This is a genomic window from Kitasatospora sp. NPDC127116, assembly GCF_042677365.1.
Taxonomy (GTDB): domain Bacteria; phylum Actinomycetota; class Actinomycetes; order Streptomycetales; family Streptomycetaceae; genus Kitasatospora; species Kitasatospora lactacystinica.
On record NZ_JBHXTL010000154.1, the window covers coordinates 1 to 20,467 of the forward strand.

The following is a 20,467-nucleotide window of genomic DNA, read 5'->3' on the forward strand; positions in this document are numbered from 1 at the left end:
GTTTTTGTTTTTGTGTGGGGGGGTTTGTTTTTTTTTTAATTCCCCCGGGTGGCGTGCCGCGGGCGCCCCGGGGGGGGGGCCCCCCCCCACGCCGCTCAGTACTCGGAGGCGGCGGCGTTCTCGGCGAGGACCGCCCGCAGCCGGGTGGTGCGCGGCTGCGCCGGGCGCTCGGCGACGGCGTGGGCCAGCGCCGGGCCCGCCGCGTGCACCACGGACAGGTGCCGCTCGCCGCGGCCGAAGGCGGTGTAGACCCACTGCCGGGTGAGCGCCGGGGCGGCGTCCTCCGGGAGCACCACGACCGCGCCGGGCCAGCGCCGGCCGAGCGCCTGGTGGACGGTCAGCGCCCAGCCGTGCCGCAGCCGGGCGGCCTCGGCCGGCGGGACGGTCCGGTGCGAGCCGTCCGCGTACTCCAGGTGCAGACCGGCGGCGTCGCCGTCCAGCACCCGGGCCGGGCGGGTGATGCCCGGTGCCGGGGAGTCGACCACCCGGTCGCCCGGGTCGAAGCCGCCGAAGCGGCCGGGGCCGGGGTTGAGCCGGGCCTTGGCGGCGGCGTTCAGCGCGCGGGTGCCGGCCGGGCCGCCGTGGCCCGGGGTGAGCAGCACCACCTGCTCGACCGGGATGCCCAGCGCGCGCGGAATGGAGTCGGTGAGCAGCTGGACGGCGCGGTGGACGGCCTCGCCGGCGTCCTTCGCGGTCAGGATGACCACCTCCTTGTCCGGCGCCTCGACCGGCTGGAGCTCGCCGATGCCGATGCCGGAGACCAGCTCGCCGATCGGGCCGAAGTCCGGGGTGCGGGAGGAGACCGCCGGGCAGGCCTTGGCGGCCAGCAGGTCGGCGAAGAACCGGCCGGGGCCGGCCGACCAGAGTTGGCCCGGGTCGCCGCTGAGCACCAGCCGGGTGCCGTCGGCCAGCGACTCCAGGACGGTGGCGGCCAGTTCGACGTCCAGCAGCGGGGCGTCCAGCACGACCAGCAGGTCCAGGGCGAGCGTGCCGTCCGGGGCGCGGCCGGGGCCGGCGGCACCGGAGAGCAGCTCGGCGAGGGTGACCACGGGGGCCTCGGCGCCGGCTCCCGCCCGGGCGAGCGCGGCGAAGGAGTCCCGGCCCTGGTCGGTCCAGGTGGCCGCCCAGGCCCGCAGCCCGAGGCCCCGGGCGGCGGCGACCAGTACGGCCGGCTCGGCGCGGGCCGCCTCGCCGCCGGTGTGCAGCACCAGGGCGTGCTCGGCGACGGCCTTGATCAGGGCGGTCGAGGAGGAGGACGGCGCCGCCTCGGCGGCGGCCGCCCAGGCGGCCGGGCCGGGGGCGACGGGGGGCTGTTCGGCGGTGGCCTCGGTGGTCTCCGCCGCCGCGTCGGTGGCCGCCCGCTCGGATTCGTCGGCGTCCTCGGACCCGTCGGAAGCCTCGGCCGCGTCCTCGGTCTCCTCGGCGTCCTCGCCCGGCACGAAGGTGGCCATCAGCTGGAGCAGCTTCTCGGCGAGGCTGTCCTCGGCCATCGCCAGCCCCGCCAGGGCGAGCAGCGTCCGGGTCGGCGCCTCGTCCTCCTCGTCGCCCCCCGCCGCGTGAGCCTCGGGGCCGGTCAGCTCCTCCTGGAAGGACAGCACCCGCCCGTCCTCGACGGCGGCCTGGATCGCGGTGGCCGGCTCGGGCATCCGGAGCCGGTCGAGCCCGACCGCCACCTCGGCGAGTTCCTGGGCCGAGTGCCCGCGCAGCGCCGCCTGCTCCAGCAGCCACGGCACCAGTGCGCGGGCGCGGCGCTCGTCGCCCGGGCCGGCTCCGGGGCCGAGCAGCTCCCGGGCGAAGCCGTCCGCGTGCTCGGGCCGGACGCCGGGCAGGCCCAGCACCGCCCACGGGTCCTCGCGCAGTCGTGCGGGTGCCTCCTCGCCGAGCGCGGTTACGGCGGCGGCCGCCAGTTCGGCCGGGGCGCCGCCGGCGGTCAGCACCTCGACGGTGGCGCGGAGCACCTCGCCGCGCTGCCGGTCGGACACCACGGGGGCGGGGGCGGTCGGGGCGGGAGCCGGGGCCGGAACGGGGGCGGCCCGGACGGGGGCGGTCGGGGCAGGGGTCGGAGCGGCCGGCTCCGACTCCTCGGGCTCCGACCCTCCGGGCTCCGGGGCCTCCGCCGTCGGGGCTTCCGTCATCGAGGCCTCCGCGCGGGCGGCACCCGCCCGTGCGGCACGATCCGCGGCGTCCTCCGGCTGCATGCCGCGGATCCGCTGGGCCAGCTCCGCGAACTTCGCGGCCTTCGCCTCCGGGGTCAGCTTGGCCCCGGCGGTCACCTCCGGAGCGCCGTTCCCCGTGTCAGTCATCGTCGTCCGCTCCAAAGGTCACTCCACTGCAGGTTCTGCTCGACAACCCGGGCCGGGGGTCACAGCTCGGTCCACCCCTGGTCCGGGTAGTGGTGCACCGGCGACGAGATGTCGTCGAGCGCACCACGGATCTCATCCGGAAGCGTAAGCGCCTCCACCGACAGTGCCGCCTGCAGCTGGGCCACCGTCCGGGCCCCGACCAGGGCGCTCGCCACCCCGGGCCGGTCCCGGACCCAGGCCAGCGCGACCGCCAGCGGGCTGCTGGCGAGCCCGTCGGCGGCGGTGGCGAGGGCGTCCACGATCCGCCGGGAGCGCTCCCCGAGGTACGGCTGGACGAACCCGGTCAGGTAGGGCGAGGCGCCGCGCGAGTCCTGCGGGACGCCGTGCCGGTACTTGCCGGTGAGCACCCCGCGCCCGAGCGGCGAGCCGGCCAGCACCCCGACCCCGGCGTCCAGCGCGGCGGGCAGGGCTTCCCGCTCGATGCCGCGCTGCAGCAGCGAGTACTCCAGCTGCGCCCCGGCCAGCGGCGCCCGCCCGTGGTGGGCGTGCTGCCAGGTGGCGGTCTTGGCGAGCTGCCAGCCGCTGAAGTCGCAGACCCCGACGTAGCGGGCGCGCCCGGAGGAGACGGCGATGTCGAGGGCGCTGAGCGTCTCCTCGACCGGGGTCGCGGGGTCGAAGGAGTGCACCTGCCACAGGTCGACGTGGTCGGTGCCGAGCCGGCGCAGCGAGGCGTCCAGGGCGGCGAGCAGGTGGCCGCGCGAGCCGTCGAAGCGGCGGGCGGACTCCGGGACGCTGCCGGCCTTGGTGGCGATGACGAGCTCGGACCGGGGGATCAGGCTGTCGGTGAGCCGGGAGATCAGGTACTCGGCGCCGCCGTCCGCGTACACGTCGGCGGTGTCGATCAGGTTGCCGCCGGCGTCGACGAACTCCTTGAGCTGCTCCGCCGCCTCGTGCTCGTCGGTGTCGCGGCCCCAGGTCATGGTGCCGAGGCCGAGCCGGGAGACCTGCAGGCCGGTGCGGCCGAGGTGACGCTTTTCCATCGGACGGGCCCTTCACTGGCCGGTGGCCCCGGGAGGCCCGGCAGCCCTGTGAACGCGCAGGTGGGGAGAGCGCTCCCCACGTCGGCTGAGCGTAGCGGCCGGTGCGCGGGCAGAGGTGCCGACCCGCAGAACGATCAACAGCACCGGTGTGACCCAACCCACTCCTACCCGTCAGTAGCATGTTCGGCGCGGGCACGGCTACCCTCGCTGGCAACCCCAACCCACTGGAAGGTGCGGCAGATGCGACTCGGGATCAACCTCGGCTACTGGGGGCTCGGCATGGACGCCGACAACATCGCCGTCGCCCAGGAGGCGGACCGGCTCGGCTACTCGGTCTGCTGGGCGGCGGAGGCGTACGGCTCGGACGCCGCGACGGTGCTCAGCTTCGTCGCCGCGAAGACCGAGCGGATCGACGTCGGCTCGGCCATCTTCCAGATCCCGGCCCGCACCCCGGCCATGACCGCGATGACCGCCGCGACCCTGGACACCCTGTCCGGCGGCCGGTTCCGGCTCGGCCTCGGCGTCTCCGGCCCGCAGGTGTCCGAGGGCTGGTACGGCGTGAAGTTCGACAAGCCGCTCGCCCGCACCCGCGAGTACGTGGAGATCATCCGCAAGGCGATGTCCCGCGAGCGCCTGGTGCACGAGGGCGCGCACTGGACGCTGCCGCTGCCCGGCGGCCCCGGCAAGCCGATCAAGCTCACCGTGCACCCGGTGCGCGAGCACATCCCGCTGTACATCGCCGCGATCGGCCCGAAGAACCTGGAGCTGACCGGTGAGATCGCCGACGGCTGGCTCGGGATCTTCTTCTCGCCCGAGCACGCCGCGCTCTCCGTCGACCCGCTGACGGCCGGCCGCGCCAAGTCCGGGAGGACGCTGGAGGGCTTCGACCTCTGCCCGACCGTGAACCTCGCGGTCGGCGAGGACATCAAGGCCGGCGTGGACGGCCTGCGCTCGTACGCCGCGCTCTACATCGGCGGCATGGGCAGCAAGGAGAAGAACTTCTACAACCAGCTCGCCCGGCGGATGGGCTACGAGCAGGCCGCCGACGAGGTCCAGGAGAAGTACCTCGCCAGGGACTACGCGGGTGCCGCGGCCGCCGTCCCGCACGACCTGATCGACGCCACCTCGCTGATCGGCGACACCGCCCGGATCGCCGACCGGATGCAGGCCTACGCCGAGGCGGGCGTCACCACGCTCACCCTGGCCCCGTCCGGATTCACCCTGGACGAGCGGATCCTGGCGCTGCGCACCGGCGTCGAGGCGCTGGAGCGCGCCGGACTGGCCTGACGGGACAGCACGGACGGGACGGACAGCACGGACGGGACGGACGGGACGGGCCCGACGAACCGGACGGCCGGTGGGGAAGCGGCACTACAGCCAGTCGTGCCGCTTGAACACCCGGTGCAGCACCAGGCAGACCACCACCATCAGCACCAGCACCGCCGGGTACCCCCAGACCTGGTGCAGTTCGGGCATGTGGTCGAAGTTCATCCCGTAGATGCCCGCGATCATCGTCGGTACGGCGGCCAGCGCCGCCCAGGCCGAGATCTTCCGCATGTCGTTGTTCTGCTGGACGCTGACCTGCGCCAGGTTGGCGTTCAGGATGTCGGACAGCAGCCGGTCCATGCCGTCCACCTGGTCGTTCACCCGGGCCACGTGGTCGGCGACGTCCCGCAGGTAGGGCGCGGTCTCGGGGCGGACGAAGCGGGCACCGCGCTCCAGGGCCAGCATCGGTTCCAGCAGCGGTCCGGTGGCCCTGCGCACGGACATCACCTGGCGCTTGTAGCCGTAGATCCGGCCGGCGGTGTCGCGGCCGACCCGGCCGGGGGAGAAGATGTCCGCCTCCAGCTCGTCCAGGTCGGTCTGGAGCGCGGTGGCCACCTCCATGTAGCCGTCCACGACGGTGTCGCAGACCGAGTGCAGCACCGAGCTGGGCCCGTAGCGCAGTTGCTCGGGATCCTGCTCCAGGGCGGCCCGCAGGCCGCTGAGCGGGCTGTCCTCGCCGTGCCGGACGGTCATCACGAAGTCCGGGCCGAGGAAGACCATCACCTCGCCGACCGTCACGACGTGACCGCCGGGGTGGTAGCCGAGGGTCTTCAGGGTGACGAACAGCGAGCCCTGGTAGGCCTCCACCTTGGGGCGCTGGTGGGCGCTGACGGCGTCCTCGACGGCCAGCGGGTGCAGCGCGAACTCCTTGCCGACGTGGTCGAGTTCCTCGACGGTGGGCTCGAACAGGCCTATCCAGACGAAGCCGTCCGGACCGGCCGCGCGGGCGGCGGCGAGCGCACCGGCCAGGTCCGCGGGGGACTCGATCCGGTGGCCGTCGTGGTAGGCGGCGCAGTGGACGATCATGCGGGCCATTGTCACCCGAGCGGGGCCGTTCGGCACGGACCCGGGTGCTGCCCCGTCCCCCGGCCTCCCGCGGCCGGGGTGCGACCGGGCGGAAGAACCGGGGCCCACGGCCGGGCCCGAAGGCCGTAGGCTGACCCCATGCCCACCCTGCTGCTCGTCCGTCACGGCCGCTCCACCGCGAACACCGCCGGAATCCTGGCCGGTTGGACCCCCGGCGTGGACCTCGACGACACCGGGCGCGCGCAGGCCGCCGCGCTGGCCGGCCGGCTGGCGGGCATCCCGCTGGTGCGGGCGGTCAGCAGCCCGCTGGAGCGCTGCCGGCAGACGCTGGAGCCGCTGCTGGCGGTCCGGCCCGAGCTGGGCCCGCCGACCGAGGACGAGCGGCTGGGGGAGTGCCACTACGGCGACTGGACCGGCCGCCCGCTGGCGGAGCTGGCCAAGGAGCCGCTCTGGCGCACCGTGCAGGACCACGCCGCCGGGGCCGCCTTCCCCGGCGGGGAGTCGCTGCGCGAGCTGAGCCACCGCACGGTGGACGCGGTGCGCGAGTGGAACCGGAGGATCGCCGCCGAGCACGGCGAGGACGCGGTCTGGATCGCCTGCTCGCACGGGGACGTGATCAAGGCCGTGGTGGCCGACGCGCTCGGGCTGCACCTGGACCACTTCCAGCGGATCAGCGTCGAGCCCTGTTCGGTCACCGCGATCCGCTACACCCCACAGCGGCCCTTCGTCCTGAGGATGGGCGACACCGGCGACCTCGCCTCGCTCGCGCCCAGGCCCCACCCGGCCGCGGCCACCCCGACCGGTGACGCGGTGGTCGGCGGCGCCGTCTGAGGCACGCCGCCGACGGGCCGTCCGGGGAGGCGCCGTCCGGGGCGACACCGCTGGTTCCCCGGGTGCCACCCCGCCCGCGGCCGTCGGCTCGGCTCCCCGGCCGGAGCCCGAAGGTCGTAGGGTGACTTACGAGTCCATCCGGCCGCGATCCGCCCCCGGCGGTACCGCGCCGACCGACACGATCCGGAGCGAGAGCGTGCCCCGTCAGGTCTACTTCTACGACCAGCCCGAACGGTTCGTGGCCGGCACCGTCGGCCAGCCCGGCGCCCGGGCGTTCTACCTTCAGGCCAGTGCCCGGGGCCGGATCACCAGCGTGCTGCTGGAGAAGACCCAGGTCGCGGCGCTCGCCGAGCGCATCGAGGAGGTCCTGGACGAGGCGCTGCGGCGCAGTGGCGGAGACGCCGCCATCCCGGCCGCCGCCCCGAAGGACCTGCTCGACACCGCCCCGCTGGACCTCCCGCTGGAGCAGGAGTTCCGGGTCGGCACCATGGCGCTGGCCTGGGACAGCGTGGACAGCTGCCTGGTGGTCGAGGCCCAGGCGCTGGTCGAGGACGAGGAGGAGGAGGACGCCGCCGAGGCGGTCTTCACCGACGACGAGACCGGCCCGGACATGCTCCGGGTGCGGCTGTCCGGCGCGATGGCCCGGGTCTTCGCCAAGCGCGCGCTGGACCTGGTCGCGGCGGGCCGCAAGCCCTGCCCGTTCTGCAACCTGCCGCTCGACCCGGAGGGCCACCTGTGCCCGCGCGCGAACGGCTACCGGCGCTGAACACCGACACCCCGCCGCAGGCCGACCCGGCCGCCGCCGCGGCGCTGGCCGCCGACGTGCCCACCGCCCTCGCGCTGCTGCGCCAGGGCGGGCTGACCGTGCACGGCCGCCTCACCGAAGCCTCCAACGCCGCGCTGTACTGCACGGTCGCGCACGGCTCGCTGAGCGCGCAGGCCGTCTACAAGCCGGTGGCCGGCGAGCGCCCGCTGTGGGACTTCCCGGACGGCACGCTGGCCGGCCGCGAGGTCGCCGCGTACGAGCTGTCCGCCGCGACCGGCTGGGCGCTGATCCCGCCCACCGTGCTGCGCGAGGGCCCGCACGGGCCCGGCATGGTGCAGCTGTGGGTCGAGCCGGACCCGGGGGCCGAGCCGCTGCTCGCGCTCCAGGACCCGCGCGGCCCGGAGCAGGGCTGGCTGCCGATCGTCCGGGCCGAGGTCGAGGGCGGGCGGACGGCCCTGCTGGTGCACCACGACGACCGGCGGCTGCGCCGGCTCGCCGTCCTGGACGCGGTGCTCAACAACGCCGACCGCAAGGGCGGGCACCTGATTCCGGCCGCCGACGGCCGGGTGTACGGCATCGACCACGGTGTCACCTTCAACACCGAGGACAAGCTGCGCACCCTGCTCTGGGGCTGGGCCGGGGACCCGCTGCCCACCGAGGCGCTGGAGGTGCTGGCCCGGCTGGCCGAGCAGTTGGACGGCGAGCTCGCCGAGCGGCTCGCCCCGCACCTGACGGCGGCCGAGCTGGACGCGACCCGGGCCCGGGTGGCCGGGCTCCGGGGCTCCGGCCGGCACCCGCTGCCGCCCGAGGACTGGCCGGCGATTCCCTGGCCGCCGGTGTAGCCGGGGGTGCGGCCCGGGTGCAGCCGGGGGCGCCGACCGGTCCTTGCCGCCGGCCGCGCGAGCGCCGGTGGCCCGGACCGGTCCGTGAAAACGGCGGCAGATGGTCTGGACCTGTGCCCGGAACGGGTCGCACACTGCTCCGATGGATGTGCGACGGACCACCCCCACCCCCCGGACCGCGCCGGACCTGCCGTTGCACCGGTTGCAGGTCCCGCTGCCCCAGCTGCTCCCCTTCGCCATCGGCAGTTTCGACGCGATCGGCCCGCTCTCGCGGGCCGGCTTCCCCCACCGGCACTCGTTCTACGAGATCGTCCACGTCACCGGCGGCCACGGCGCCCACGTCCTGGACCTCGTCCACCGGCCGCTGGCGCCACCGCAGTTGTGCGTGATCACCCCCGGCCAGGTGCACTACTGGGCGGACGCCGAGGAGCTGACCGGCCAGGTCGTCCTGTTCAACGAGGACTTCCTGCTCGGCCACCCCCAGGACCTCGCCGCCCTGCGGGCCCTGGCCGCCCGCCCGGCCCTCGCGCTCGGTGAACAGGCCGGGGCGATCGCCGCGCTGCTCGCCGACATGGAGCACGAGTACCGGACCAGGGCACCGGGCTACCAGGGTGTGCTGCGGGCCAGCCTGCACATCCTGATCGTCCGGGCGCTGCGCGCCTGTGCCCCGGCCGACCGTCCGGTGGTGCCCAGCCGTCCGGCCGAAGTGGCCGCCGCCTTCACCCGGTTGATCGCCCGGCCGGGCGGGGTGCGGCACTCGGTGGCCTCCACCGCGCAGGAACTCGGTGTCTCGCCGGGGCACTTGCAGACCCTGGTGAAGCAGGCCACCGGCCGGACCCCGGGCGGCCTGATCCGCCGGCAGCAGACACTGGAGGCCAAACGGCTGCTCGCCTGCACGGATTTGACGATCCGTCAGGTCTCGAAGGAGGCGGGCTTCGTCGACCCGGCGTACTTCTGCCGGTTCTTCCGAAGGGAGACCGGGATGACCCCGGGGGAGTTCCGGGCCAGGGTCGACGGAAATCACCACGATCCCCGGATCATGTCCATCGCGGTCACGCCGGACGGCCCGTAACTTTGCTGCTGGCCACCGGTGGCCGGCCCGGCGCGCACGGACGGGCGACCGGTTCGGCCCTTGTCATGCCCCCACCATGGCAAGGGCCGCCCCCACCCCCCCCGCCTCACGAGAAGGAGACGGCGCATGCCCACGCCCGACGGCATGATCAGCCGCAAGACCGTACTGAAGGCCGCCGCCGCGCTAGGGGCTGCTCCGCTGCTGGTCGGCGGTGGAGTCGCACTGGCCCGGGACCGGATCGACAGCGGCGAACCGATCGGTTTCACCCCCGAGTGCCACGACGGGGACGCCCCCACCGTCGAGCAGATCGAGGGTCCGTACTTCAAGCCCAACTCCCCGCTGCGCAGCTCGATGGTCAACGACGGCCCCGGCACCCGCCTGGTGGTCAGCGGCTACGTCTTCGGCCGCGCCTGCCGGCCCATCTCCGGTGTGCTGCTGGACTTCTGGCAGGCCGACAACGGCGGCAACTACGACAACGTCACCTACACCTTCCGCGGCCACCAGTTCACCGACGCCAACGGGGCGTACAAGCTGGACACCATCGTGCCCGGCCTCTACCCGGGCCGCACCCGGCACCTGCACGTCAAGCTGCAGGCCCCCGGCCGCTCGATCATCACCACCCAGCTGTACTTCCCGGGCGAGCCGCGCAACAGCACGGACAGCATCTACGATCCCCGGCTGCTGATGAACGTCCGCCAGAACGGCCAGACCCGCGAGGCCAGTTTCGACTTCGTGCTGGACGTTCCGCAGACCCCCGGCACGCCGAGCCCGTCGCCCACCGTCACCCCGACCGGGGGGCCCAGTACGCCGCCGAGCGGCACCTGGGCCGCGGGCACCGCGTACAAGGCGGGCGACCGCGTCACCTACTCCGGCGTCTCCTACACCTGCCTCCAGGCGCACACCGCCATGGCCGGCTGGGAGCCGCCGAACGTGCCGGCCCTCTGGCAGCGGTCGTAGCGGCTCCGACCGCGTCCCCCGGGGCGCCGGGCGCCCGGTCGGCGGCAGGGCCGACCGGGCGCTCAACCACGTCCGGAACCGGGGCCGGGATCCGCGCCGCGCCGCCTCCCGGCCGGCTCCGCGCCGCACCGGTTCCGCGCAATACCAGTCGGAAAACCGCCGGGCAATGGCAAGAAGCGAATCCAGTCGATCTTTCGTACTGGTTAGGCTTTCAAATGTTCGCAAGGTTAAAGTTGTTTCCATGCATGCCTGGCCCGCCTCCGAGGTTCCCGACCTGCCTGGTCAGGGGCTCCCCCTCCGTATCCACGACACCGCTGCGGGCACCGTCCGCGAGGTGGTGCCGCAGGACGGCACCGCCCGGATCTACGTCTGCGGCATCACCCCCTACGACGCGACCCACATGGGCCACGCCGCCACCTACAACGCGTTCGACCTGGTGCAGCGCGTCTGGAAGGACGCCGGCCACGACGTCCTGTACATCCAGAACGTCACCGACGTCGACGACCCGCTGCTCGCCCGCGCGGTCGAGACCGGCCAGGACTGGACCGACCTGGCCGAGCGCGAGACGGCCCTGTTCCGCGAGGACATGACCGCGCTGCGCATGCTCCCGCCGGCCCACTACATCGGCGCCGTCGAGTCGATCCCGTGGATCGTCCCGATCGTCCAGAAGCTGCTGGCCTCCGGCGCCGCCTACCGGGTGGACGGCGACATCTACTTCTCGGTCGACGCCGACCCGCGCTTCGGCGAGGTCTCCGGCCTCACCCGCGAGGCCATGCGCCCGGTCTTCGCCGAGCGCGGCGGCGACCCGGACCGCCCCGGCAAGCGCAACCCGCTGGACGCCCTGCTCTGGCTGGCCGCCCGCCCGGGCGAGCCCGCCTGGGACACCGAGCTCGGCCACGGCCGCCCCGGCTGGCACATCGAGTGCGTCGCCATCGCCCTCCAGTACCTCGGCATGTCCTTCGACATCCAGGGCGGCGGCAGCGACCTCTCCTTCCCGCACCACGAGATGGGCGCCGCGCACGCCCAGGTCGCCACCGGCGCCCACCCGTACGCCAAGGCGTACGTGCACGCCGGCATGGTCGCCCTGGACGGCCACAAGATGTCCAAGTCCCGCGGCAACCTGGTCTTCGTCTCGGCGCTGCGCCGCGAGGGCGTCGACCCGGCCGCGATCCGCCTGGCGCTGCTCTCGCACCACTACCGCGCGGACTGGGAGTGGACCAAGGGCACCCTGGACGAGGCCGTCGAGCGCCTCGCCCGCTGGCGCGCCGCGGTCTCCCGCCCGGACGGCCCGGCGGCCGGGCAGCTGCTCGCCGAGGTGCGCGAGGCGCTCTCGAACGACCTGGACACGCCCGCGGCGCTGGCCGCGGTCGACCGCTGGGCGGCCCGGCAGGAGGCCGAGGGCGGTACCGACATCGGCGCGCCCGGCCTGGCGACCCGCACCGTGGACGCCCTGCTCGGCGTCGCGCTGTAACCCGCACCCCGCAGCACACGCCGAAGGGGCGTCAGGACCAGGTGTCCCGACGCCCCTTCGGCGTGCGGTGCCGCTACTCCTCCTCGGCGCCGTCCTGGCTCTCCCGGGCGCCGCCCGGCGCCTCCGGATCGGCCGGCCGCTCCGCCGTGGCGTGCCCGGACACCGGCTTCTCGCCGGTCGGCCCGACGTTCTCCCGGCGGCGCAGGTAGCGCTCGAACTCGCGGGCGATGGCGTCGCCGGAGGCCTCCGGCAGCTCCGCGGTGTCCTGGGCCTCCTCCAACTGCTGGACGTACTCGGCCACCTCGCTGTCCTCGGCGGCCAGCTGGTCCACGCCGAGCTGCCAGGCCCGGGCGTCCTCGGCGAGCTCGCCCGGCGGGATGCGCAGGTCCAGCAGGTCCTCCAGCTTGTTGATCAGGGCCAGCGTGGCCTTGGGGTTCGGCGGCTGCGAGACGTAGTGCGGCACCGCCGCCCAGAGCGTCACGGCCGGCACCCCGGCGTGGGTGCAGGCCTCCTGGAGCACCCCGACGATGCCCGTGGGGCCCTCGTAGCGGCTCTCCTCCAGGTCCAGCCGGCGGGCCAGCTCCGGGTCGGAGGTGACCCCGCTGACCGGCACCGGGCGGCTGTGCGGGGTGTCGCCGAGCAGCGCGCCCAGGATCACCACCAGCTCGACGCCCAGCTCGTGCGCGAAGCCCAGCAGCTCGTTGCAGAACGAGCGCCAGCGCATGCTCGGCTCGATGCCGCGGATCAGCACGACGTCCCGGGTGGTCGGTTCCGTCACCCGGATCACCGAGAGCCGGGTGGTCGGCCAGGTGATCCGGCGGATGCCGCCGTCCAGCCAGACCGTGGGCCGGTTGACCTGGAAGTCGTAGTAGTCCTCCGCGTCCAGGGCGGCGAACACCTTGCCGCCCCAGGTCTCGTCCAGATGCGCCAGAGCCGCGGAGGCGGCGTCGCCCGCGTCGTTCCAGCCTTCGAAGGCGCAGACCATGACCGGGTCGATCAATTCGGGAACATCTTCCAGCTCGATCACCCAGCGTCTCCCTCCGGTCGGCGGTCGGACCTGCGCCGCCCCGGCTGGCCTGCCGGGGCGCCGACGGGCCGGCTGCCGACTGTCGAACCTCTCGTCTCCCGTGGAGCGTCTCGCCCCACGGTCCCTACCTGCCCAGCCTACGGGCTTTGATGCGCACCGCGGCCGGGCACCGGGACAGTCTGGGGGAGCGGGCCGCCGCGATCCACCGGATATCGGCGACCCCGGGGCTGACGGGCCGTCAGGTGTCCGGTGGGGGTGAAGGGTGTTCGATTCGCGACGGAACGTGACGGCCGTCCGGGTGCGGCCGGGACGCGCGGGCCCGCCGGACGGCCGTCCGGGCGCGCTACCCGACGTCCACCCAGCCGCTGCGGTACGCCGCCCAGTGCTCGGGCAGCGAGGCGAAGTCCACGTACAGCGCGACGCCGAAGTTGGCCCGCTGCCGGTCCTCCCGGCCCAGGCCCAGCCGCACGCCCCGGACGGCGGCCCGGACGGTCTCGGCGTCGCCCCAGTGGCCCCACTTGTCGTCCCAGTAGAAGGGCAGGCCCATCAGCAGGTCCACGTCGGCCGGGGTGGCCCGCAGGGCGAGCTCGGTCTGCCGGGCGACGTAGCCGCCGTACAGCGGCTCGGTGGGCATCGAGGTGTCGTAGGTCATCACCGCGATCTGGTCGACCCGGCGGGCGGTCTCGGTGAAGTACGCCCCGTCCCACCACTTGCCGTGGTCGGTGAGCAGGATGCCGGCCGTGTGCAGGCCCGGGACCGGGTCGATCTGCGGGGCCGCCACCGACAGCTTGGCGCCGCGCGCCGCGGTGACCGGCCGGACCCGGTCGAGCAGGGCCAGCCAGCCCGGCGAACCGGGGCGGATCGGCTCCATGTCGAAGTGCACGCCGTCGAAGCCGAGGTCCAGCACCTGGCCGGCGGAGGCGGTGACCCGGTCCCGGGTGGGGCCGTCCTCCAGGTCCAGGGCGTCCTTCTCCGGCTTGACCTCGTCGCCCAGCCAGGCCTGCAGCCGCACGCCTGGCAGCGCCCGGTGCACGGTGTCGGTGAACCAGCGGCCCCGGGGGTGGACGGCGGGCGGCAGCGAGCCGTCGTGCTCCAGCGGTCCGGTGTGCACGTAGAGGTCCCGGATGCCGGTGCCGGCCAGCTGCCGGACCAGTGCGGCCACGTCGGCCTCGGTCTTGCGGCCGTCCACCCAGGCGTGGCCGAGCCAGAGCGCGTCCCGGCCCCGGGTGCGGGCGTCGGCGGCGGGTTCGCCGGTGTAGTGCAGTCGGAACATCACGAACGCCGAGCCCAGCGCGGCCGGCGGCAGGGCCGCCACCAGCGCCAGGACCAGCAGTGCCCGGCGCCACCGGGACCATGCCCGCCAGCGGTTGCGCAGCGCGCGGAACGGGGCCCCCAGGGCCCGACCGGCACGCTGCGCGGAGGTCCGGTATCGGGCCACGCGCTTGCTCCCCCCTTGCGGTCGAGCGCTCAGGATACGAAACGAACGGCGGGCCGACCCGTCGGCCGGATACCCTGGCCACGTGCGGGCCCGAGCAAGCGGGTCCGCAAAGCCGACAGCCGTCGCACCAGGGAGAAGCCCCATGGCCACAGCAGCCACCCCGTCCATCACTCAGCAGAGTCGCGCGAACGCGTTGCGTGAAGCGCTCGCCACCCGGGTGGTGGTCGCCGACGGTGCCATGGGCACCATGCTCCAGGCGCAGGATCCGACGCTGGAGGACTTCCAGAACCTCGAAGGCTGCAACGAGGTCCTCAACGTCACCCGCCCGGACATCGTCCGGTCCGTCCACGAGGCCTACTTCGGGGTGGGCGTGGACTGCGTGGAGACCAACACCTTCGGCGCCAACTTCAGCGCGCTCGGCGAGTACGAGATCCCGGAGCGGATCTTCGAGCTGTCCGAGTCCGGCGCCCGGATCGCCCGCGAGGCGGCCGACGCCCACACCGCCGCCGACGGCCGCACCCGCTGGGTGCTCGGCTCGATCGGCCCCGGCACCAAGCTGCCGACCCTCGGCCACGCCCCGTACGAGACGCTGCGCGACGGCTTCCAGCGGAACGCGGCCGGCCTGATCGCCGGCGGCGCCGACGCGCTGCTGGTCGAGACCAGCCAGGACCTGCTGCAGACCAAGGCCGCGATCCTGGGCTCCAAGCGGGCCCTGGCCGAGGCCGGGCTGGACCTGCCCGTGCTGGTGCAGGTGACAGTGGAGACCACCGGCACCATGCTGCTCGGCTCGGAGATCGGCGCCGCGCTCACCGCGCTGGAGCCGCTGGGCGTCGACTACATCGGCCTCAACTGCGCGACCGGCCCGGCCGAGATGAGCGAGCACCTGCGCTACCTGGCCAAGAACGCCCGGATCGGTCTGTCCTGCATGCCGAACGCGGGCCTGCCGGTGCTCGGCAAGGACGGCGCCCACTACCCGCTCTCCCCGGCCGAACTGGCCGACGCCCACGACGTGTTCACCCGCGAGTACGGCCTCTCGCTGGTCGGTGGCTGCTGCGGCACCACCCCCGAGCACCTGCGCCAGGTGGTCGAGCGGGTCCAGGGCCGTCCGATCGCCCCGCGCGACCCCCGGCCCGAGCCCTCGGCGGCCTCGCTCTACCAGGCGGTGCCGTTCCGGCAGGACACCTCGTACCTGGCGATCGGCGAGCGCACCAACGCCAACGGCTCGAAGAAGTTCCGCGAGTCGATGCTGGCCGGCGACTGGCAGGCCTGCGTGGAGATCGCCCGGGACCAGATCCGGGACGGCTCCCACCTGCTGGACCTCTGCGTGGACTACGTCGGCCGCGACGGCGTCGCCGACATGAAGGAGATCGCTGGCCGGCTGGCCACCGCCTCCACCCTGCCGATCGTGCTGGACTCCACCGAGCCGGAGGTGCTGCGGGCCGGCCTGGAGGCGCTCGGCGGGCGCGCCGTGCTGAACTCGGTGAACTACGAGGACGGCGACGGCCCGGACACCCGCTTCGGCCGGATCGCCTCACTGGCCCGCGAGCACGGCGCCGGCCTGATCGCGCTGACCATCGACGAGGACGGCCAGGCCCGTACCGCCGCCAAGAAGGTCGAGATCGCCGAGCGGCTGATCGCCCAGCTGACCGGCGAGTACGGCGTCGACGAGGGCTCGATCCTGGTCGACTGCCTGGCGTTCACCCTGGGCACCGGGCAGGAGGAGTCGCGCCGGGACGGCATCGAGACCATCGAGGCGATCCGCGAGCTCAAGCGCCGCCACCCGGACGTGCAGACCACCCTCGGCCTGTCCAACATCTCCTTCGGCCTCAGCCCGGCCGCCCGCATGGTGATCAACTCGGTCTTCCTGAACGAGTGCGTCGAGGCGGGCCTGGACTCGGCGATCGTGCACGCCTCCAAGATCCTGCCGATGGCGCGGATCCCCGAGGACCAGCGCGAGGTCGCGCTCGACCTGGTGTACGACCGCCGCAGCGAGGGCTACGACCCGCTCCAGAAGCTGCTGCAGCTGTTCGAGGGCGTCTCCTCGTCCTCGGTCAGGGCCTCCAAGGCGGAGGAGCTGGCCGCGCTGCCGCTGGAGGAGCGGCTCCAGCGGCGGATCATCGACGGCGAGCGGAACGGCCTGGAGGCGGACCTCGACGAGGCGCTGACGGAGCGCCCGGCGCTGGAGATCGTCAACAGCACCCTGCTGGCGGGCATGAAGGTGGTCGGCGAGCTGTTCGGCTCCGGCCAGATGCAGCTGCCGTTCGTGCTCCAGTCGGCCGAGGTGATGAAGACCGCGGTGGCCCATCTGGAGCCGCACATGGAGAAGTCCGACGACGAGGGCAAGGGCACCATCGTGCTGGCCACCGTCAAGGGCGACGTCCACGACATCGGCAAGAACCTGGTCGACATCATCCTGTCCAACAACGGCTACAACGTGGTCAACCTGGGCATCAAGCAGCCGGTCTCGGCGATCCTGGACGCCGCGCAGGAGCACCGGGCGGACGTCATCGGGATGTCCGGCCTGCTGGTCAAGTCCACCGTGATCATGAAGGAGAACCTGGAGGAGCTGAACCAGCGCAAGCTGGCGGCCGACTTCCCGGTGATCCTCGGCGGCGCCGCCCTGACCCGCGCCTACGTCGAGCAGGACCTGCACGAGATCTACGAGGGCGAGGTCCGCTACGCCCGGGACGCCTTCGAGGGCCTGCGGCTGATGGACGCGCTGATCGCGGTCAAGCGCGGCGTGCCCGGCGCCACCCTGCCGGAGCTCAAGCAGCGCCGGCACGCCCGGGTCGAGGTGGAGGAGCCGGAGCCCGAGGTCAACCTCGGCCAGATCCGCTCCGACGTCACGGTCGACAACACCGTGCCCGTCCCGCCGTTCTGGGGCGACCGGATCGTCAAGGGCATCCCGTTCGCGGACTACGCCTCCTGGCTGGACGAGGACGCGCTGTTCAAGGGGCAGTGGGGCCTGAAGGCCGCCCGCGCCGGCGACGGCCCCTCGTACGAGGAGCTGGTGGAGACCGAGGGCCGGCCGCGGCTGCGGGCCTGGCTGGACCGGCTGCAGACCGAGGGCTGGCTGGAGGCCGCCGTGGTCTACGGCTACTACCCGGCCAACTCCAAGGGCGACGACCTGATCGTCTTCCACGAGGACGGCACCGAGCGCACCCGCTTCACCTTCCCGCGCCAGCGGCGCGGGCGCCGGCTCTGCCTGGCCGACTTCTTCCGCCCGGAGGAGTCCGGGGTGCGGGACGTGGTGGGCCTCCAGGTGGTCACCATGGGCAACCGGATCTCGGAGGCGGCCAACGAGCTGTTCGCCGGCAACTCCTACCGGGACTACCTGGAGCTGCACGGCCTCTCGGTGCAGCTGGCCGAGGCGCTGGCCGAGTTCTGGCACGCGCGGGTCCGCTACGAGCTGGGCTTCTCCGGCGAGGACCCGCAGGACGTCAAGGACATGTTCGCGCTCAAGTACCGCGGCGCCCGCTTCTCGCTCGGCTACGGGGCCTGCCCCGAGCTGGAGGACCGGGCCAAGATCGCCGACCTGCTGAGGCCGGAGCGGATCGGCGTGGTGCTCTCGGAGGAGTTCCAGCTCCACCCGGAGCAGTCCACCGACGCGATCGTGATCCACCACCCGGAGGCGAAGTACTTCAACGCCCGGTAACGCCCGGTTTCCACCGCGTTCGCTCTTTCCGGACGAAGCGGGCGTATCCTTGATGATCCTGAACGGGCCGGTCCGCTCACCTGCGGGCCGGCCCGTGCCTTCCCCGGGGCCGCCCCGGGCCTGCCGGAAGGACCCCTGCCATGACGACCAGTCCCACCGCCACGCGCATCCTCGACCACGGGGACGACCGCGGGCTCCAGGCGGTGCTGCTGGACATGGACGGGACGCTGGTGGACACCGAGGACTTCTGGTGGCAGGCCGAGGCCTCGCTCTTCGCCGAGCTGGGCCACGAGCTGGACGAGGCGGACCGCGCCCACGTGGTCGGCGGCCCGATGGCCAGGGTGATGGAGTACCTGGTCGCCCGGACCGGGGCGGACATCGCGCCGGACGACCTCGGCGTGCTGGTGAACCAGCGCTTCGTCGACCTGCTGGCCGGCGGGGTGCCGCTCATGCCGGGTGCCGAGCGGCTGCTCAACACCCTTGCCGCGCACGGCATTCCGGCCGCCATGGTGTCCGCCTCGCACCGGCACGTGATCGACATCGTGCTGCGCTCGCTGGGGGCCCACCACTTCGCCTTCACCATCGGCGGGGACGAGGTGCCGCGCACCAAGCCGTTCCCGGACCCGTACCTGGAGGCGGCCCGGCGGCTGGGCGCGGAGCCGTCCCGCTGCGTGGTGATCGAGGACACCCCGACGGGGGTGCGGGCGGGCGAGGAGGCCGGCTGCCCGGTGATCGCGGTGCCCTCGGTGGCGGCGATCGAGCCGGCACCGGGGCGGCTGGTGCTGTCGTCGCTGGAGCAGGTCGACCTCGACCTGTTGCGTTCCCTGGTCGCTTCGCGGGTGTGATTGTCGTCTCATTGCGACCCCGCCCTACTGGCCGGTAAACGGCCCGGCGGGCCCCCGGGGCGAAGTCGCCGGGGGAGAAAACGGTCATTGGCTGACAACTCGTCGGGCGCGCCGTGATGCCCTGAACCGCCGTGTCCCAAACGTCATCTGCTCGGGTATCGGTCGTGCGTGTTCGATATGGCACGCTACTCCAGTTCGTGCCACCCAAAAGGACGCGCCTCGTGAAGACTTCAGCTGAACGCCTGGCAGTACTCGGTTGCGCCGGTCTGGTCGCCGTGTCGGTAACGGGTTGCGGATCGGTGACCGACGTGGTCAAGGGGGACGGCGGCAAGTCGATCACCATGGGCACCAGTCAGCTGACCGGTGTCCTGGACCCGGCCGCCGCCTACGACTCCGGCTCGTGGCTGCTGCTGCGCAACACCTTCCAGTCGCTGCTCACTTTCCAGGCCGCGGCCAGCTCGCCCTCCCCGGACGCCGCGCAGGCCTGCGAGTTCACCGGCAGCGACGCCACCGAGTACCACTGCACCCTGAAGCCGGGCCTGAAGTTCTCCAACGGGCACCCGATGACGGCCCAGGACGTGGTCTTCTCGATCGAGCGCACCAAGAAGATCAACGACGCGAACGGCCCGGTCGAACTGCTCGACTCGATCAAGTCCGTCGAGGCCAAGGGCGACAACGAGGTGCTCTTCCACCTCTCCGCTCCCGACGCCACCCTGCCGGCCAAGCTGGCGAGCCCGGCCGGCGCCATCGTGGACCACCAGGTCTACCCCGCCGACAAGCTCGTTCCCAACGACAAGCTGATCGGCTCCGGCCCGTACCGCATCGACTCGGTCGAGAACCTGAACGGCGGCAAGCAGCTGGGCAAGGTCGTGATGTCGGCCAACGACAAGTACGGCGGCGAGGCCAAGCTGCGGAACAACAAGTTCACCGTGCGGTACTTCGACAAGTCCGAGGACCTGAAGGCCGCGCTGGACAAGAGCGAGGTCGACCTCACCGACAACAGCCTGGAGCCGAACACCGCCGCCCAGGTCCGCTCCGACCAGCAGGGCGGCAAGACCGACCTCCAGGTGACCGAGGGCGACAGCAACGACACCCGTTCGCTGGTCCTCAACACCAAGGACCCGCTGATGAGCAACGTCGCCGTCCGCCAGGCCGTCGCCCAGATGATGGACCGCAAGGCGCTGGCCCGCGACGTCTTCGCCCGCACCGTCCAGGCGCTCTACTCCATGGTCCCGGCCGGCCTGCCCGGCCACACCACGGCCTTCTTCGACCGCTACGGCGACCAGGACGTGAACAAGGCGAAGAAGATCCTCGCCGACGCCAAGGTCCAGACCCCGGTCAAGTTCACCCTCACCTGGTCCCGTTCGCGGGCCGGCAGCAACGAGGCCGAGACGCTGAAGAAGCAGCTGGAGACCGGCGGCCTCTTCCAGGTGACGCTCGCCCAGGAGCCGGACTGGGACTCGTACCGCAAGGGCTGGACCGAGGGCAGGTACCAGGCGTACGTCATCGGCTGGTTCGCCGACTACCCGGACCCGGACAACTACCTCGCCCCGCTGCTGGTCAACGGCGGTGCCTACCACCACGGTTGGGACGACCCGCGGATCAGCGGAAGGCTGGTGCCGGAGGGCCTCAAGCAGACCGACCGCAGCGCCGCGGCCGCCACCTACGCGCAGATCCAGCAGATCGAGGCCGACAACGTGCCGCTGATCCCGCTGTACCAGAACAAGTCGTTCTTCGCGGCCCGCTCGTACGTCACCGGCGTCGAGTCCACCGTCGACACCACCGGCTACTTCCGCTTCTGGGAGATCAGCCGGACCAACAAGTAGCGCCCGCAGGACGGCGGCCCCGGCGCGATGGAGGCGGCCAAC

At 73.2% G+C, this 20,467-nt stretch carries 15 protein-coding genes; 10 read left to right on the top strand and 5 right to left on the bottom strand.

The features are described 5' to 3' along the window. Positions 1-95 precede the first annotated feature (95 nt). Together ACFVHV_RS38025 and ACFVHV_RS38030 are read right to left on the bottom strand one after the other, a co-directional pair. Positions 96-2,303, bottom strand: coding sequence for a helix-hairpin-helix domain-containing protein (locus tag ACFVHV_RS38025; protein ID WP_380357653.1), 2,208 nt, complete (start codon positions 2,301-2,303; stop codon positions 96-98). A 59-nt stretch (positions 2,304-2,362) separates the two neighbouring features. Further along, complete coding sequence (locus tag ACFVHV_RS38030) at positions 2,363-3,343, bottom strand: aldo/keto reductase (RefSeq protein ID WP_359901232.1); 981 nt, start codon at positions 3,341-3,343, stop codon at positions 2,363-2,365. A 240-nt stretch (positions 3,344-3,583) separates the two neighbouring features. On the opposite strand from ACFVHV_RS38030, the gene ACFVHV_RS38035 reads away from it, so the two are divergent. Further along, entirely contained in the window at positions 3,584-4,630 is a 1,047-nt protein-coding gene (locus ACFVHV_RS38035) for an LLM class F420-dependent oxidoreductase (RefSeq protein ID WP_359901229.1), read from the top strand. An 84-nt stretch (positions 4,631-4,714) separates the two neighbouring features. Here the strand turns inward: ACFVHV_RS38035 and ACFVHV_RS38040 are convergent, their stop codons facing one another. Continuing rightward, positions 4,715-5,695: a magnesium and cobalt transport protein CorA gene (locus ACFVHV_RS38040; RefSeq protein ID WP_359901226.1), complete on the bottom strand. Its 981-nt coding sequence runs from the start codon at positions 5,693-5,695 to the stop codon at positions 4,715-4,717. A 138-nt stretch (positions 5,696-5,833) separates the two neighbouring features. On the opposite strand from ACFVHV_RS38040, the gene ACFVHV_RS38045 reads away from it, so the two are divergent. The 6 genes from ACFVHV_RS38045 to mshC all read left to right on the top strand — a co-directional run bounded on the left by ACFVHV_RS38045 (position 5,834) and on the right by mshC (position 11,634). Then, positions 5,834-6,526: an MSMEG_4193 family putative phosphomutase gene (locus ACFVHV_RS38045; protein WP_359901223.1), complete on the top strand. Its 693-nt coding sequence runs from the start codon at positions 5,834-5,836 to the stop codon at positions 6,524-6,526. Positions 6,527-6,722: 196 nt separating this feature from the next. Further along, a complete protein-coding gene (locus ACFVHV_RS38050; protein WP_359901221.1) occupies positions 6,723-7,292 on the top strand; it encodes a DUF3090 domain-containing protein in 570 nt (189 codons plus the stop codon). Between the two features lie 44 nt (positions 7,293-7,336). Further along, the gene (locus ACFVHV_RS38055) at positions 7,337-8,134 is read left to right on the top strand and encodes an SCO1664 family protein (RefSeq protein WP_359901268.1); all 798 of its coding nucleotides are present in this window, start codon (positions 7,337-7,339) and stop codon (positions 8,132-8,134) included. 142 nt (positions 8,135-8,276) lie between these two features. After that, the gene (locus ACFVHV_RS38060) at positions 8,277-9,206 is read left to right on the top strand and encodes an AraC family transcriptional regulator (protein WP_359901218.1); all 930 of its coding nucleotides are present in this window, start codon (positions 8,277-8,279) and stop codon (positions 9,204-9,206) included. A gap of 126 nt (positions 9,207-9,332) precedes the next feature. After that, on the top strand, positions 9,333-10,163 hold the full coding sequence (locus tag ACFVHV_RS38065; RefSeq protein WP_359901216.1) for a carbohydrate-binding protein: 831 nt from the start codon (positions 9,333-9,335) through the stop codon (positions 10,161-10,163). Positions 10,164-10,404: 241 nt separating this feature from the next. Continuing rightward, the gene (gene mshC / locus ACFVHV_RS38070; RefSeq protein WP_359901213.1) at positions 10,405-11,634 is read left to right on the top strand and encodes a cysteine--1-D-myo-inosityl 2-amino-2-deoxy-alpha-D-glucopyranoside ligase; all 1,230 of its coding nucleotides are present in this window, start codon (positions 10,405-10,407) and stop codon (positions 11,632-11,634) included. A 73-nt stretch (positions 11,635-11,707) separates the two neighbouring features. On the opposite strand, the gene ACFVHV_RS38075 is transcribed toward mshC, so the two are convergent. Together ACFVHV_RS38075 and ACFVHV_RS38080 are read right to left on the bottom strand one after the other, a co-directional pair. After that, positions 11,708-12,661: a PAC2 family protein gene (locus ACFVHV_RS38075; RefSeq protein ID WP_359901210.1), complete on the bottom strand. Its 954-nt coding sequence runs from the start codon at positions 12,659-12,661 to the stop codon at positions 11,708-11,710. 343 nt (positions 12,662-13,004) lie between these two features. Next, positions 13,005-14,099: a hypothetical protein gene (locus tag ACFVHV_RS38080; protein WP_359901207.1), complete on the bottom strand. Its 1,095-nt coding sequence runs from the start codon at positions 14,097-14,099 to the stop codon at positions 13,005-13,007. 142 nt (positions 14,100-14,241) lie between these two features. Here ACFVHV_RS38080 and metH point away from each other — a divergent pair, with 142 nt between their 5' ends. The 3 genes from metH (at position 14,242) to ACFVHV_RS38095 (ending at position 20,425) form a co-directional block, all read left to right on the top strand. Beyond that, on the top strand, positions 14,242-17,754 hold the full coding sequence (gene metH, locus ACFVHV_RS38085) for a methionine synthase (protein ID WP_359901204.1): 3,513 nt from the start codon (positions 14,242-14,244) through the stop codon (positions 17,752-17,754). A 140-nt stretch (positions 17,755-17,894) separates the two neighbouring features. Then, the gene (locus ACFVHV_RS38090; RefSeq protein WP_359901201.1) at positions 17,895-18,599 is read left to right on the top strand and encodes an HAD family phosphatase; all 705 of its coding nucleotides are present in this window, start codon (positions 17,895-17,897) and stop codon (positions 18,597-18,599) included. Positions 18,600-18,898: 299 nt separating this feature from the next. Then, entirely contained in the window at positions 18,899-20,425 is a 1,527-nt protein-coding gene (locus ACFVHV_RS38095; protein ID WP_359901198.1) for an ABC transporter substrate-binding protein, read from the top strand. Positions 20,426-20,467 lie beyond the last annotated feature (42 nt).